General features: G+C 37.3%; 16 protein-coding genes and 1 other annotated feature. Of the genes, 14 read left to right on the top strand and 2 right to left on the bottom strand.

The features are described 5' to 3' along the window. Positions 1-3 precede the first annotated feature (3 nt). From mnmA to DN392_RS03960, 5 genes are all read left to right on the top strand, one after another. On the top strand, positions 4-1,119 hold the full coding sequence (gene mnmA, locus DN392_RS03940) for a tRNA 2-thiouridine(34) synthase MnmA (RefSeq protein WP_001038022.1): 1,116 nt from the start codon (positions 4-6) through the stop codon (positions 1,117-1,119). 110 nt (positions 1,120-1,229) lie between these two features. Next, positions 1,230-1,889, top strand: a complete 660-nt coding sequence (locus tag DN392_RS03945; protein ID WP_000066396.1) for a tetratricopeptide repeat protein — start codon at positions 1,230-1,232, stop codon at positions 1,887-1,889. A gap of 96 nt (positions 1,890-1,985) precedes the next feature. Continuing rightward, on the top strand, positions 1,986-4,322 hold the full coding sequence (gene recD2 / locus DN392_RS03950; RefSeq protein ID WP_048565735.1) for an SF1B family DNA helicase RecD2: 2,337 nt from the start codon (positions 1,986-1,988) through the stop codon (positions 4,320-4,322). Between the two features lie 127 nt (positions 4,323-4,449). Further along, on the top strand, positions 4,450-4,638 hold the full coding sequence (locus tag DN392_RS03955) for a hypothetical protein (RefSeq protein WP_000469281.1): 189 nt from the start codon (positions 4,450-4,452) through the stop codon (positions 4,636-4,638). An 18-nt stretch (positions 4,639-4,656) separates the two neighbouring features. Continuing rightward, a complete protein-coding gene (locus DN392_RS03960) occupies positions 4,657-4,785 on the top strand; it encodes a YrzQ family protein (RefSeq protein WP_001053553.1) in 129 nt (42 codons plus the stop codon). 35 nt (positions 4,786-4,820) lie between these two features. Here DN392_RS03960 and DN392_RS03965 read toward each other — a convergent pair whose 3' ends face one another. Continuing rightward, a complete protein-coding gene (locus DN392_RS03965; protein ID WP_000242555.1) occupies positions 4,821-5,033 on the bottom strand; it encodes a hypothetical protein in 213 nt (70 codons plus the stop codon). A 176-nt stretch (positions 5,034-5,209) separates the two neighbouring features. Here DN392_RS03965 and DN392_RS03970 point away from each other — a divergent pair, with 176 nt between their 5' ends. Then, positions 5,210-6,277 (top strand): AI-2E family transporter, encoded by a 1,068-nt coding sequence (locus DN392_RS03970; RefSeq protein WP_000793120.1) that lies wholly within the window; start codon positions 5,210-5,212, stop codon positions 6,275-6,277. A gap of 38 nt (positions 6,278-6,315) precedes the next feature. Here the strand turns inward: DN392_RS03970 and DN392_RS03975 are convergent, their stop codons facing one another. Next, entirely contained in the window at positions 6,316-6,660 is a 345-nt protein-coding gene (locus tag DN392_RS03975; protein ID WP_000209469.1) for a PH domain-containing protein, read from the bottom strand. 211 nt (positions 6,661-6,871) lie between these two features. After that, positions 6,872-7,091: a binding site (T-box leader), on the top strand. A 40-nt stretch (positions 7,092-7,131) separates the two neighbouring features. Between DN392_RS03975 and alaS the strand changes: the two genes are divergently transcribed. The 8 genes from alaS (at position 7,132) to DN392_RS04015 (ending at position 15,194) form a co-directional block, all read left to right on the top strand. Beyond that, positions 7,132-9,774: an alanine--tRNA ligase gene (gene alaS / locus DN392_RS03980; RefSeq protein ID WP_088321535.1), complete on the top strand. Its 2,643-nt coding sequence runs from the start codon at positions 7,132-7,134 to the stop codon at positions 9,772-9,774. Positions 9,775-9,850: 76 nt separating this feature from the next. After that, positions 9,851-10,117: an IreB family regulatory phosphoprotein gene (locus tag DN392_RS03985; protein WP_000348590.1), complete on the top strand. Its 267-nt coding sequence runs from the start codon at positions 9,851-9,853 to the stop codon at positions 10,115-10,117. A 3-nt stretch (positions 10,118-10,120) separates the two neighbouring features. Next, complete coding sequence (ruvX, locus tag DN392_RS03990) at positions 10,121-10,534, top strand: Holliday junction resolvase RuvX (protein ID WP_001221202.1); 414 nt, start codon at positions 10,121-10,123, stop codon at positions 10,532-10,534. Positions 10,535-10,546: 12 nt separating this feature from the next. Next, on the top strand, positions 10,547-10,825 hold the full coding sequence (locus tag DN392_RS03995; RefSeq protein WP_000392245.1) for a DUF1292 domain-containing protein: 279 nt from the start codon (positions 10,547-10,549) through the stop codon (positions 10,823-10,825). 218 nt (positions 10,826-11,043) lie between these two features. Next, positions 11,044-12,114 (top strand): endolytic transglycosylase MltG, encoded by a 1,071-nt coding sequence (mltG, locus tag DN392_RS04000; protein ID WP_064056492.1) that lies wholly within the window; start codon positions 11,044-11,046, stop codon positions 12,112-12,114. Between the two features lie 202 nt (positions 12,115-12,316). After that, entirely contained in the window at positions 12,317-12,958 is a 642-nt protein-coding gene (locus DN392_RS04005) for an O-methyltransferase (protein ID WP_000389094.1), read from the top strand. A 7-nt stretch (positions 12,959-12,965) separates the two neighbouring features. Next, positions 12,966-13,895, top strand: a complete 930-nt coding sequence (locus DN392_RS04010) for a peptidase U32 family protein (RefSeq protein ID WP_000742784.1) — start codon at positions 12,966-12,968, stop codon at positions 13,893-13,895. Between the two features lie 18 nt (positions 13,896-13,913). Then, positions 13,914-15,194 (top strand): peptidase U32 family protein, encoded by a 1,281-nt coding sequence (locus tag DN392_RS04015; RefSeq protein ID WP_000217975.1) that lies wholly within the window; start codon positions 13,914-13,916, stop codon positions 15,192-15,194. The last annotated feature ends 6 nt before the right edge of the window (positions 15,195-15,200 follow it).

Raw genomic sequence — 15,200 nt, forward strand, 5'->3', positions numbered from 1 at the left:
ATGATGAACAAACTACCTCAAGAAACACGCGTTGTCATCGGGATGTCCGGTGGCGTCGATTCATCTGTAGCAGCTCTTTTATTAAAAGAGCAAGGTTACGATGTAATCGGAATTTTTATGAAAAACTGGGATGATACAGATGAGAATGGTGTCTGCACAGCAACAGAAGATTACAATGATGTAATTGAAGTGTGTAACCAAATTGGCATTCCGTATTATGCAGTAAACTTTGAAAAACAATACTGGGATAAAGTATTTACGTACTTCTTAGATGAGTACCGAGCTGGTCGTACACCAAACCCAGATGTAATGTGTAATAAAGAAATTAAATTTAAAGCATTTTTAGAGCATGCGATTGCGCTTGGTGCTGATTATGTAGCGACAGGTCATTATGCACGCGTTGCTTATATGGACGGCGAATATAAAATGCTTCGCGGCGTTGATGATAATAAAGACCAAACGTATTTCTTGAATCAATTAAGCCAAGAGCAATTATCAAAAACAATGTTCCCATTAGGTGAATTAAAGAAACCGCAAATTCGTGAAATGGCGACAGAAGCTGGTTTAGCGACAGCGGCGAAGAAAGATAGTACTGGTATTTGCTTTATCGGTGAGCGTAACTTTAAAGATTTCTTAAGCAACTATTTACCAGCGCAACCAGGTGTGATGCAAACATTATCTGGTGAAGTGAAAGGGAAGCATGACGGTTTAATGTACTATACAATTGGACAACGTCATGGCCTTGGTATTGGTGGTAACGGTGATCCGTGGTTTGCTGTTGGGAAAAACTTGAAAGAAAACATTTTATATGTTGATCAAGGATTCCATAACGAGCTTCTATATGGTGATGAAGTTATTGCTACGAATATCGGCTGGGTAAGTAATGAAGCGAAAGAAAAAGAATTTAAGTGCACAGCGAAATTCCGTTATCGTCAAGAAGACAATAAAGTAACGGTTCAAATCGTTGATGAAAATACAGTTCGTATTCTTTGTGATGAGCCAATTCGTGCAATTACACCAGGACAAGCAGTTGTTTTCTATGATGGAGATGAGTGCTTAGGCGGTGCTACAATTGATGAAGTATATCGTAGTGGTAAGAAATTGGATTATTTAGGATAAAATGAGAAGCCTCTGCCGATTAGCGGTTAGAGGTTTCTTTTACATAAAGCGAATTTTCGTTCGCTTGGAAAATACATTCTTTGTTATAATTTGTTGTAGAGGTGAAGGACATGTCAAACAAACTTGAAACAGGTATTCAATATATGCAAGAAGGAAACTGGGAAGAAGCTGCTAAAAATTTCACAGAAGCAATCGAAGAAAATCCGAAAGATGCGCTTGGATACATTAATTTTGCAAACTTATTAGATGTACTAGGTGATAGTGAAAGAGCAATTTTATTTTATAAACGTGCATTAGAATTAGATGATAAATCTGCGGCTGCTTATTATGGATTAGGAAATGTATATTACGGTCAAGAGCAATTTGCAGAGGCAAAGGCTGTATTTGAACAAGCGATGCAAGCGGGATTACAATCAGCTGATGTAACATTTATGTTAGGTATTACACATGTGCAGCTTGGAAATGATCGTCTTGCACTTCCATTTTTACAAAGAGCAACAGAATTAGATGAAAACGATGTAGAAGCTGTGTTCCAGTGCGGACTTTGCTTTGCACGTTTAGAACATATTCAAGAGGCGAAACCTTATTTTGAAAAGGTATTAGAAATGGATGAAGAGCATGCAGATGCGTATTATAATTTAGGTGTTGCGTACGTATTTGAAGAAAATAACGAGAAGGCTCTTACTTTATTTAAGAAAGCAACTGAAATTCAGCCAGATCACTTTTTAGCTGGTAATGGTGTTCGTTTATTGGAGCAAGAAGCTGAATAAGATGAAAATATAGTTTAATGGGTAGTTATCCCTCATCTAAATAGGTGGGGGATGTACTGCTCATTAAAGTGAAACGAACCGGAAAGGAGAGGAAAGATGGGAAATCAACATGCAATGGATTTGTTTGAGGAAGATAAAAAGTTTATAAAAGCGCAAGTTCTTCACACCATTTTCCACAATGAAGAAAACCTCTATTCCGTTGTCAGTATGAAAGTCATTGAGACGAATGAAACGTACGACGAAAAAAAAGTGATGATAAACGGTCATTTTCCCCGCATGCATGAAGATGAAGTGTTTACATTGACAGGTCATTTTAAAGACCATCCGAAGTATGGGAAACAATATTTAGTTGAAACATTTAAGAAAGAATTGCCGCAAACAAAAGCTGGTATGGTGCAATATTTAGCGAGTGATTTATTTAAAGGGATAGGAAAGCGTACAGCTGAAAAAATTGTGGATCATCTTGGGGAACATGCCATCTCTAAAATTATGGATGATCCGGATGCGTTAAATGGTGTTGTCAATAAGCAAAAAGCTCAAGAAATATATGAGACAATTGTTGAACATCAAGGGCTAGAGAAAGTAATGAGTTTTTTAAATGGTTACGGTTTTGGAACGAAGCTTTCTATTAAGATTTATCAGCAATATAAAGAGATGACGTTAGAAGTGATTCGTAATAATCCGTATAAGCTTATTGAAGAAGTGGACGGGATTGGATTTGGAAGAGCGGATGATATAGGACGTGCGTTAGGTATATCGGGTAATCATGATGACCGTGTACGTGCGGGTTGTTTTTATACGTTAGAGAATGTTTCATTGCAACTTGGTCATGTTTATATGGGGAAAAATCAACTTGTAAGAGAAACGATGTCACTTTTAAATAATCAAGAAGGAAGAGTGACCGAGGAAGACATTGTAGCTTGCGTTGAAATGATGCAAAGTGAAGGGAAAGTTATCATAGAAGAAGAACGAGTGTATTTAGCATCGTTATTTTACTCAGAAAAAGGTGTTGTAAAGTCTATTCGCAGGCTTATGAATCAGGAGGAAACACCTTCATTTCCTGAAGCAGAAGTGTTAAAGACGTTAGGTCAAATTGAAGAACAACTGAATGTACAGTATGCACCGTTTCAGCAAGAAGCGATTCAAACGGCACTTCATAAACCGATGATGTTATTGACAGGTGGACCAGGAACAGGGAAAACAACAGTTATTAAAGGAATTGTTGAAATGTATGCATCACTCCACGGATTATCGTTAAATCCGAATGAATATAGCGATGATAATCCATTTCCGATATTATTAACGGCTCCAACAGGAAGAGCAGCAAAGCGAATGAGTGAATCGACAGGACTTCCAGCTTGCACAATTCACCGCTTACTTGGTTGGACGCCAGAAGGGTCTTTCCAGCGCAATGAAACGGATCCGGTTCAAGGGAAGTTACTCATTATTGATGAATTTTCAATGGTTGATATTTGGCTTGCAAATCAGCTGTTTAAGTCATTGCCGACGAACATCCAAGTTATCGTTGTAGGTGATGAAGATCAGTTACCATCTGTAGGGCCTGGACAAGTGTTGAAAGATTTATTGAATGCAGGTGCAGTTCCGACAGTAAAGCTTACTGAAATTTATCGTCAAGCGGAAGGCTCATCTGTTATTCAACTCGCCCATGCGATAAAAAATGGAACGCTCCCACCAGATTTAGCGCAAAATCAAAAAGATCGTTCGTTTATCGGCTGTACAGGAGCTCAAATTGTTGAAGTTGTTAAGAAGGTTTGTGAAAATGCTAAGACAAAAGGGTTTAGCGCAAGAGATGTACAAGTATTGGCCCCGATGTATCGTGGCCCTGCCGGTATTAATGTACTAAATGAAGCGTTGCAAGAAGTGTTTAACCCGAAAAGGGAAAAGAGTAAAGAAATTGCTTACGGTGATGTTGTATATCGAAGAGGCGATAAAGTACTGCAACTCGTTAATCAGCCAGAGAGCCAAGTGTTTAATGGTGATATCGGAGAAATTGTTTCGGTGTTTTATGCGAAAGAGAACGTTGAACAACAAGATATGATTATCGTTTCATTTGATGGCATTGAAGTAACATATACAAAGCCAGACTTAAATCAAATTACACATGCCTATTGCTGTTCGATTCATAAATCGCAAGGTAGTGAGTTTCCGATTGTGATTATGCCGATAGTAAAAAGTTACAATCGTATGTTACGTCGTAATTTAATTTACACTGGCATTACAAGAAGTAAGAAGTTCCTTATTATTTGCGGGGAGGAAGCAGCTTTCCAGTCTGGTGTAAATCGCCTTGATGATGCAATGCGTCAAACGACTTTAGCGGGTCGCTTGCAAGAATCACAAGGAGAAGTACAGATGGTAACAGTTAATGGCGAAGAAATGGACGTGGAAAACATTTCACCGTATGATTTCATGTAACAAGGTGAAATTATATAGTGAAACTTTCAAACGTATAACGTTGAAAGGCTCCAGTAATGTATAAATGAATGCGGTTTGGACATAATGGCGAATAGAATCTGGGAGAATGTAAGGAGATGAAAGCCATATGTTCATTTGTCCAAATTGCAAAGGGAAAGACATTGGAAAAATAGGTGTCAACCAATTTTATTGCTGGAATTGTTATATCGAATTATCGGTTTCAAAAGGGAAAATCCATACGCATCAAGTGGAGGAAGATGGTTCATTAAGCTCTCTTGATGATTTATTTGATGAGAACGAAAGAACGATCGGATAACGAAAAGGGGGATTTACTTTGAATCTACGCAATTCATTAATCGCATTAGGTGTTGGAGCGGCAGCATATCAATATGCCCGCAAGCAAGATGTATTTTCAAAACGCAATATGAAAAAAGCACGTAAGATGATTAAATCTTATTTATAAGCGCAAAAAACTCCCTTCATGATAAGGGAGTTTTTTTATGCACTTGTATGTAAATATAAAAGTCCGATTTCAGAGAAGAGATACGATAGGCCGTAACATCCAACGCCAAGCATTCCGTAATGAAATAACTGCTTCGCCCTTTCTTTTCGCGAGGAACGAATAAAAAAACCTTTCCAAATCCCAAACCCGATACAAACCCATTCAAGAATCATAAAAAGTGCTGATAATACGAGCATAAATAAAACCATTATTAGCCCTCCTAATTATATTGTTTCATGCTGCATTCTCAGGGGTGGTTGTCCTTGTTATGTTATGTATATGTATGTCTTTACAAAACAGTATGGTCTGCACGAAAAGATTTTAAAACTTTTGCACATAACCTACCCTGTTTATTTTCAAAATAAAGGTGGAGGAGGTTTTTCGTGTGAAGAATCTTAAAATCATTTGGATATATCGTTTAGGGTTATTGTTGCTTGTATTTCTTTGTTTACTTGTCTTTTTAAAAATTAAGCCGCTATGGGCACCGATTATTTTTGTATTTAAAGTGGCAATTACACCGTTTCTTATTGCATGCTTTATTGCGTATTTATTGCATCCTTTAATTGAAAAAATTCATAAAGAAGGGATGCCACGTACACTTGCTATTTTCCTTATTTACATCCTTTTCTTTGGCGGAATTGGTTATGGGATTTATAAAGGAACGCCAGTTGTTATTAAACAGTTACAAGAGATTAATGAACAATTTCCGCAGTTTACAAAAATGTATGATTCTTGGATGGATGGCGTCACAGAACAAACAGCAAATTTCCCATCATTTATTCATGAAAAGGTGAAACAAATTTTTGATGGTGTAGAAACGAAGATACAATCACTTTTAAATAAAGTGATGAGTACGGCTCGTGGCGTACTGGATTCGTTGCTTATTATTTTCTTAATACCGTTCATTGTATTTTACATATTAAAAGATTACGGTGAATTTTATCACATCTTTTGGAAACTAGTCCCAAGTAAGTGGCGTAGTACAGGGCAAATGCTGGCGAAAGAAATTGATAAGTCACTCGGAAGTTATATTCGAGGACAGTTATTTGTTTGCTTAGTATTAGGGGGAGTATCTGTTCTTTCCTTTTGGTTTATCGGTATGAAATATCCATTATTACTCGGCATTATTATTGGGGTAACGGATATAATCCCGTACTTCGGTCCTATTTTAGGGGCGATTCCGACATTGATGATTGCGGCAACGGTATCAACGAGTTTACTCATTAAGGCGGGAATTACGATTGCTATTTTGCAATTTTTGGAAAGTAACATTTTATCACCTTACATCGTTGGTAAGTCACTTCGTATGCATCCTGTTATTATTATGCTTGCATTACTAGTTGGAGGAGAGATAGCTGGGATTGTAGGATTACTAATATCAGTTCCAATTTTAGCGGTTATTCGTACAGTGATTGTTCATGTAAGACCTCTTTGGAAAAAAGAAGATGTGTAATATGAAAGCCCTCTACTTATAAAAGTAGAGGGCTTTCATTATTTAGAGAGTTGCTCGTGTATTTGTTGAACGAGAGAGTTTACATCATTTGTTTGAATATGCTTTATTTTTTTCCATTCATTATCGTACATAAATATAATTTGATTGCTGAAAAGCCGCTTTTGCTCTTTTAGATTAGAAATGTTTGCAAAAGAGTACTCTTCAAATATTGGGTTCTTACTTACATCTGGTCCATAAAAGAAGAGCCGTTTGTTCGTTAAAATTAACAGTCCTGGTCTTGCAACGGAACGATAAATAAATATATCTAATGAACATGCAGTGTAAAATAATATCGTTTCGTCAGTCGTTAATATGTTTTTAGCCTTGTTCAATAAAGTTGTCATTTTGCTCACTCCTTTATTATTGATAATTTAATTATAACAAAAAAAAAATATTCTGAAAAAAATATAGAGGTAGTACAATTTATTAATAAATGCATAATATATTGAAAGGCTGTTAAGAATGAATAGTAGAATAACTATGGTTAATGCAATATAAATGATTATCTACATTGACAAACTTAAGAGAATTCTATTATATTTAGTCATATAATACATTAAATCAATGACGGAAAAAGTACGTTACAGTCCATTTATAGAGAGAAGCTTCCATATGGCTGAAAGAAGCTTTAAATGAAGGGTAACAGAAAGCTAATCCTGAGAGCAGCTAATCACTGCCGTCTTGCCACGTTACGGCACCATGAGGTGATGAATTGATGGTTATAATAATCAATTCATAATTAGGGTGGTATCGCGAGTTAACTCTCGTCCCTTTTATAGGGGCGGGAGTTTTTTATATTTAAGGAGGAAAATACAATGAAACAACTAACAGGCGCACAAATTCGTCAAATGTTTTTAGACTTTTTCCAAGAAAAAGGACATGCAGTAGAACCTAGTGCATCACTAGTTCCACATGAGGATCCATCTCTTTTATGGATTAACAGTGGTGTAGCAACATTAAAAAAATATTTTGATGGACGTGTAATCCCGCAAAATCCACGTATTACAAATGCTCAAAAATCAATTCGTACAAACGATATTGAAAACGTAGGGAAAACAGCTCGTCACCATACATTCTTTGAAATGTTAGGTAACTTCTCAATCGGTGATTACTTTAAAGAAGAAGCAATTACTTGGGCTTGGGAGTTCTTAACGAGCGACAAATGGATCGGATTCGATAAAGAATTACTATCAGTTACAATCCATCCAGAAGATGAAGAAGCATTCACAATTTGGAATGAGAAAATGGGTGTTCCGAAAGAGCGTATCATCCGCTTAGAAGAAAACTTCTGGGATATCGGTGAAGGACCAAGTGGACCGAATACAGAGATTTTCTATGACCGCGGAGAAGCTTACGGTAATGACTTTAGTGACCCAGAATTATATCCAGGCGGAGAAAACGAGCGTTACTTAGAAGTATGGAACCTTGTATTCTCTCAATTTAACCATAATCCAGACGGTTCATATACACCACTTCCTAAGAAAAACATCGATACAGGGATGGGTCTAGAGCGTATGACATCTATCGTTCAAGATGTGCCTACAAACTTTGACACAGACTTATTCATGCCGATGATTGGTGCAACAGAATCAATTTCTGGTGAGAAATATCGTAATGGTCACTTAGAAAAAGATATGGCGTTTAAAGTAATTGCTGACCATATCCGTACAGTAACATTCGCTGTTGGTGACGGTGCTCTTCCATCTAACGAAGGTCGTGGTTATGTATTACGTCGTTTATTACGCCGCGCGGTTCGTTATTCGAAGAAATTAAACATCAATCGTCCATTCATGTTTGAATTAGTGCCGGTTGTTGGAGAAGTAATGAAAGACTTCTACCCAGAAGTACTTGAAAAGAAAGATTTCATTGCAAAAGTTGTGAAAAACGAAGAAGAGCGTTTCCACGAAACACTTCATGATGGTGAAGCAATTTTAGCTGAAGTTATCACAAAAGCAAAAGAAGAAAAAACAACTGTTATTTCTGGAGTAGATGCGTTCCGTCTATATGACACATACGGTTTCCCGATTGAATTAACAGAAGAATATGCAGAAGAAGCTGGTATGACAGTGGATCATGAAGGCTTTGAAAATGAAATGGAAAAACAACGTGAGCGCGCACGTGCTGCTCGTCAAGACGTTGATTCTATGCAAGTTCAAGGCGGTGTCCTTGGAGAAGTGAAAGTAGCGAGCGAGTTCGTTGGTTACGGTACAGTTGCGACAGAAAGTAACGTTGTTGCACTTGTGAAAAACGGCGAATACACAGACAGCTTACAAGCTGGCGAAGAAGGACAGTTAATGCTTGATGTAACACCATTCTATGCTGAGAGCGGCGGACAAATTGCAGACCGTGGTTACCTTCTTGCTGACGGCGTGAAAGTTCTTGTAAAAGACGTACAAAAAGCACCAAACGGTCAAAACTTGCACAAAGTTGTTGTTGAAGAAGGTACATTAACGAAAGATGCGGCTGTGAAAGCTATTATCGATACGAAAAACCGTAGCAGCGTTGTGAAAAACCATACAGCAACTCACTTACTACACCAAGCATTAAAAGACGTACTTGGAACGCATGTTAACCAAGCAGGTTCTCTTGTAACTTCTGAACGTTTACGCTTTGACTTCTCTCACTTCGGTCAAGTACAAGCTGACGAATTAGAAAAAATTGAGCGTATGGTAAACGAGAAAATTTGGGAAAGTATTGATGTTGAGATTTCTCAAAAAGCAATCGAAGAAGCGAAAGAAATGGGCGCAATGGCATTATTCGGTGAAAAATACGGTGATGTTGTACGCGTTGTACAAGTAGGCGATTACAGCTTAGAGCTTTGCGGTGGTTGTCACGTTGATAACACAGCTTCTATCGGTATTTTCAAAATCGTTGCTGAGTCTGGTATCGGTGCAGGAACTCGTCGTATTGAGGCGGTAACTGGTAAGTCTGCATACGAATTAATGAACGATCAAGTAGGTTTATTAAAAGAAGCAGCAGGAAAAATGAAAACAAATCCGAAAGATATTTTAACAAGAGTAGATGGTTTATTTGCTGAAGTAAAACAACTTCAAAAAGAAAACGAATCTCTTGCAGCAAAATTAAGCAATATCGAAGCTGGAAACTTAACTGATTCAGTAATGACAGTTGATGGCGTGAACGTATTAGCGGCAAAAGTAAATGTTGCAGATATGAACAACTTACGTACGATGATGGATGACCTTAAAAATAAATTAGAGTCTGCAGTTGTCGTATTAGCGTCTGTAAATGATGATAAAGTAAACATCTTAGCTGGCGTAACGAAAGATTTAATTAGCCAAGGATACCATGCGGGTAAACTTGTGAAAGAAGTAGCTTCTCGTTGCGGCGGCGGCGGTGGTGGCCGTCCTGATATGGCTCAAGCAGGCGGTAAAAACCCAGCGCAAGTTGAGGAAGCTTTAGCATTTGTACAAGAGTACGTTAAATCTGTTTCAAAATAAAGAGATAGTAGTGTACAATGGTAGGGAGAGGAGAAGTTCTTCTCCCTATACTTACTATATAAGTGAGGTGCTTGAAATGGACGGTTTTGATAAAACAATGAAGTTTAGCATTCAAGATGAAAAACAGAGTGTCCATGTAAATGATGTACTTTTAACTGTGTATGATGCACTTCAAGAAAAAGGCTATAATCCGATTAACCAAATCGTCGGTTATTTATTAAGTGGAGACCCAGCATACATACCTCGCCATAAAGATGCACGAAGCATCATTCGCAAGCTTGAACGTGATGAGTTAATTGAAGAGCTTGTGAAGTCTTACTTGAAACATCATCGTGAGGAGTAGTTTATGCGGATATTAGGTTTAGATGTAGGTACAAAAACAGTCGGAGTTGCAATGAGCGACGAAATGGGCTGGACAGCGCAAGGATTAGAAACAATTAAAATTAACGAAGAACGAGGTCACTTTGGTTTTGATCGTATTTCTGAGTTAGTAAAGCAGTACAATGTGGACAAAATAGTAGTAGGTTTACCTAAAAATATGAATGGTACAATTGGCCCACGTGGTGAAGCGTGCCAACAATTTGCAGAAAACCTACGAGAGCTGTTACAATTAGACGTTGTAATGTGGGACGAGCGTTTGTCAACGATGGCAGCGGAACGTTTGCTCATTTCAGCTGATGTAAGCCGTAAGAAGCGAAAGCAAGTAATCGATAAGATGGCTGCAGTCGTAATCTTACAAGGATTTTTAGATAGTAAATAAGAGGTGACCAAAATGGAAGAAAATCAAATTACAATTGTAGACGAAAAAGGTAACGAACATTTATGTGAAATTATTTTCACTTTTGATGCTGAAAAATTTGGCAAAAAATCATACGTAGTCTTCTCTCCAATCGGAGAAGTAGACGAAGATGGAGACCCAATTTATGATGCAATGGCTTATGAGCAAAATGAAGAAGAGGGCGGAAGTTTACTTCCAATCGAATCTGAAGAAGAGTGGGAAATGGTACAAGAAATGTTCAACACTCTAGCTGATGAGCAAGAAGCTGAATAATAAGTACTAAAAGGTGGACGACATAGAGTCCATCTTTTTTTATATGTAAAATGAAAGATTTTTTGTCGAAACCTTGTAATCCTTTGTAGTATAATGAGACGGATTGTAGAAAAATAAAATGTCTATCTAAAAAAGATAAATAAATTTATTGTGTTTTTATATCGTGTTGTATAGAAAGATATACATACGGTCTACAATTTAATTAAGGAGGAAGAGTGTTGATAGAGAATCAAGTGAAAAAGAAGCGTAGACGCATTTTTTTATTTTCGATTATTGCACTGCTTTTAGTTTGTGGTTCAGTCTATGCGTATATTTCATCCGCATTAGGACCAGTTGATAGCGGGAATAAAAAAGAGATGGAAGTAGAAATTCCAAAAGGATCATCTACTAGTAAAATTGGTGAGATTTTAGAAGAAAAAGGTGCTGTGAAAAACGGTACAGTTTTTAGTTTTTATACAAAGGCTAAATCTAAAAATTTACAAGCGGGTACATATTTATTAAATCCTTCAATGAATGCCTCAGATGTTATTGAACAAATGTCATCTGGTAATGTACATCGTCCAGCTCTTTATAAAGTGACGATAAAAGAAGGGGCACAAGTAACTGAAATTGCAGAAACGGTTGCAAACGAATTAAAGTGGAATAAAGATGATGTCGTACGTCAATTAAACGATAAAGCATTTATTCAAAAAATGAAGCAAAAGTATCCGAAGTTGTTAACGGATAAAATCTTTGATAGCAATATTAAATATCCATTAGAAGGTTATTTATATCCTGCGACGTACTCTTTCTATAAAAAAGATACGACGTTAGAAGAAATCGTAATCCCAATGCTTGAGAAAACGAATGCAATCATTGTTCAAAATGAGGCGAAAATGAAAGCGAAAAACTGGGATGTTCACCAGCTTTTAACATTGTCTTCACTTATTGAAGAAGAGGCAACAGGCTTTACAGATCGTCAAAAGATTTCTAGCGTCTTTTATAATCGTTTAGCGAAAGGTATGCCACTGCAAACTGATCCAACGGTATTATACGCACTTGGAAAGCATAAACAACGTGTATTATATGAAGATTTAAAGATAAACTCACCGTACAATACGTATGTTGTGAAAGGATTGCCGGTTGGTCCGATTGCGAACTCTGGTAAGCATTCAGTGGAGGCTGCATTAGAACCTGCGCAAACGGATTATTATTATTTCTTAGCTGCACCAACTGGTGAAGTGTACTATGCGAAAACATTGGAAGAGCATAATGCATTAAAGCAAAAATATATTACGAAAAAACAGTGAAATGGGGAGGGATAGCGAAAAAAGTCGCACATCCCTCTTTTTTGTGGTAAAATATATCGGGTTAAAAACTGGCAGAAGAATCGTTTTTAATATCAAAACGGGACGTACAAGCTAAGGGTGAAGCTGGCTTGTATTTTTATTGCATTCTATGTGTGAAAAGACGTCATAGAGGCACTTCTCCATGTAAATAAGGAGGACCATTATGGAGGATGCAGTTAACGAGTACCTATTATCATTTATTGATCCAAAAGATAAATTAATTCTTGAAATGGAAGACTATGCGAAAGAAAATCATGTGCCGATTATGGATCGACTTGGAATGGAATTTATGTTGCAATTTTTACGTTTAATTGGACCAAAAAGCATTTTAGAGCTTGGTACAGCAATTGGCTATTCTAGTATTCGTATGATGCAAGCTATTCCAAATTCTCGCATTGTGACAGTTGAGCGCAATCGCGAGCGATATGAAAAAGCACTTGAATATATAGAACGTTCACCAGTTAAAGAGCGTATTTCCGTTATTTACGGTGATGCGTTAGAAACAGGCGAACAAGTAGAAGAACATGGAACATTTGATGTTATTTTTATTGATGCAGCAAAAGGACAATATCGTCGCTTTTTTGACTTATATGAACCGTTATTAAATCCTGGTGGCGTAATTATTTCAGATAATGTTATGTACCATGGCCTTGTGACGACAAAAGAGAAAATCGAAAACAGACGTACACGTGGTTTAATCCGTCGTATTAAGACGTACAATGAATGGCTTATGAACCATGAAGGATATGATACAACGATTTTCCCAATTGGTGATGGAGTAGCTGTTAGTAAAAAGAGAGGGTGACCAAGGTATGAAGAAACCTGAATTGTTAGTAACGCCAAAAGCAGTGGCGGATATCGAACCTCTTGCGAAAGCAGGAGCAGATGCGGTAATGATTGGTGAGCAAAAGTTTGGTTTACGTTTAGCAGGGGAATTTTCACGTGAAGATGTGAAACAAGCTGTGAAGATTGCACATGAAAATGGTGTAAAAGTATACGTAGCAATGAACGCTATGTTCCACAACGATAAAGTAGAAGAATTAACAGATTATGTTGCATTTTTAAACGAAGTAAGTGTAGATGCAATTGTCTTCGGGGATCCAGCAGTATTAATGGCCGTTCGCGAAGTAGCGCCAAATATGCAGTTGCACTGGAATACAGAAACAACAGCAACAAACTGGTTCACTTGTAACTACTGGGGACAAAGAGGAGCAAAGCGCGCTGTATTAGCTCGTGAGCTTAGCTTAGATGAAATTGTTGAATTAAAAGAAAATGCTGAAGTGGAGCTTGAAGTACAAATTCACGGTATGACTTGCATGTTCCAATCAAAGCGTTCGCTAGTAGGAAACTACTTTGAGTATCAAGGGCGTAATCTTGACATTGAAAAGAAAAAATATGAAGAGAATATGTTCTTATATGACCCAGAGCGTAACAATAAATATCCAATTTATGAAGATGAAAATGGTACTCATATTATGAGTCCAAACGATATTTGTTTCATCGATGAATTAGAGGAACTAATTGATGGTGAAGTAGATAGCTTAAAAATTGATGGTGTACTAAAAAGCTCTGCATACATTATTGAGGTAACGAAGAAATATCGTAAAGCAATTGATTTATGTGTAGAAGATCGTGATGCGTATTATGACGTGAAAGACGATTTATATAAAGAGATAGAAGAAATGCAACCGGTAAATCGTCCGTTAGATACAGGATTCTTCTTTAAAGAGACGGTTTACTAAACGAGGAGGGTGTAGGAAATGACTGTACAAGAAATTTCACGAGTAATCGATGGCAAACGCGTTATTGTGAAGAAACCTGAACTGTTAATCCCTGCGGGTAACTTAGAAAAATTAAAAGTAGCTATCCATTATGGGGCAGATGCTGTATATTTAGGTGGACAAGAATTTGGTCTTCGTTCGAATGCAGGTAACTTTACACTGGAAGAAATGGCAGAAGGTGTGAAATTTGCGAAGAAATATGGAGCAAAAATATATGTAACAACAAATATCTTTGCACATAATGAAAATATGGACGGGCTAGAGGAATATTTAAAAGGGATTGAAAAAGCTGGCGTAACGGGAATTATCGTTGCTGATCCGCTTATTATTGAGACTTGTAAACGTGTAGCGCCTTCTGTTGAAGTACATTTAAGTACACAACAATCACTATCCAACTGGAAAGCAGCACAGTATTGGAAAGAAGAAGGTTTACATCGTCTTGTATTAGCTCGTGAAGCAAGCTATGAAGAAATGAAAGAAATTAAAGAAAAAGTGGATATTGAAATTGAAGCATTCGTCCATGGTGCAATGTGTATCGCATATTCAGGCAGATGTACGTTAAGTAACCATATGACGGCACGTGACTCTAACCGTGGTGGTTGTTGTCAATCTTGCCGCTGGGACTATGATTTAGTTCAAACAGTATCACAACATAAAGATGCAAAAGAGCTGCCTCTATTCCAAGAAGAAGATGCTCACTTTGCAATGAGTCCAAAAGACTTAAATTTAATTTTATCAATTCCGAAAATGATTGAAATTGGAATTGATAGTTTAAAGGTTGAAGGACGTATGAAATCAATCCATTACGTAGCGACTGTAGCGACTGTATACCGTAAAGTAATTGATGCATATTGTGCGGATCCGGATAACTTTGAGTTTAAACAAGAATGGTTAGATGAGCTGGATAAATGTGCAAATCGTGATACAGCTCCTGCATTCTTTGAAGGGGTTCCAGGACATCAAGAGCAAATGTTTGGAAATCATAGTAAGAAAACAACGTATGATTTCGCTGGTTTAGTGTTAGATTATAATGAAGAAACGGGCATCGTAACGATTGAGCAACGTAATCATTTCAAACCAGGACATGAAGTGGAGTTCTTTGGGCCAGAAATAGAAAACTTTACGCAGACGGTGGAGAAAATTTGGGATGAGGATGGAAACGAATTAGATGCAGCGAGACATCCGTTGCAAATCGTGAAATTCAAAGTGGATCAACCAGTGTATGTGAATAATATGATGCGCAAAAGCATACTTCAATAAGAAAGA

It is taken from the genome of Bacillus sp. BB51/4, assembly GCF_008368845.1.
Lineage (GTDB): Bacteria > Bacillota > Bacilli > Bacillales > Bacillaceae_G > Bacillus_A > Bacillus_A wiedmannii.

Coding starts and splice junctions, on each gene's coding strand:
- alaS (WP_088321535.1), top strand. CDS start 7,132: ATGAAACAACTAACAGGCGCACAAATTCGTCAAATGTTTTTAGACTTT.
- DN392_RS03965 (WP_000242555.1), bottom strand. CDS start 5,033: ATGGTTTTATTTATGCTCGTATTATCAGCACTTTTTATGATTCTTGAA.
- DN392_RS04015 (WP_000217975.1), top strand. CDS start 13,914: ATGACTGTACAAGAAATTTCACGAGTAATCGATGGCAAACGCGTTATT.
- DN392_RS03955 (WP_000469281.1), top strand. CDS start 4,450: ATGTTCATTTGTCCAAATTGCAAAGGGAAAGACATTGGAAAAATAGGT.
- ruvX (WP_001221202.1), top strand. CDS start 10,121: ATGCGGATATTAGGTTTAGATGTAGGTACAAAAACAGTCGGAGTTGCA.
- DN392_RS04010 (WP_000742784.1), top strand. CDS start 12,966: ATGAAGAAACCTGAATTGTTAGTAACGCCAAAAGCAGTGGCGGATATC.
- mnmA (WP_001038022.1), top strand. CDS start 4: ATGAACAAACTACCTCAAGAAACACGCGTTGTCATCGGGATGTCCGGT.
- DN392_RS03995 (WP_000392245.1), top strand. CDS start 10,547: ATGGAAGAAAATCAAATTACAATTGTAGACGAAAAAGGTAACGAACAT.
- DN392_RS03945 (WP_000066396.1), top strand. CDS start 1,230: ATGTCAAACAAACTTGAAACAGGTATTCAATATATGCAAGAAGGAAAC.
- DN392_RS03975 (WP_000209469.1), bottom strand. CDS start 6,660: ATGACAACTTTATTGAACAAGGCTAAAAACATATTAACGACTGACGAA.
- recD2 (WP_048565735.1), top strand. CDS start 1,986: ATGGGAAATCAACATGCAATGGATTTGTTTGAGGAAGATAAAAAGTTT.
- DN392_RS03985 (WP_000348590.1), top strand. CDS start 9,851: ATGGACGGTTTTGATAAAACAATGAAGTTTAGCATTCAAGATGAAAAA.
- DN392_RS04005 (WP_000389094.1), top strand. CDS start 12,317: ATGGAGGATGCAGTTAACGAGTACCTATTATCATTTATTGATCCAAAA.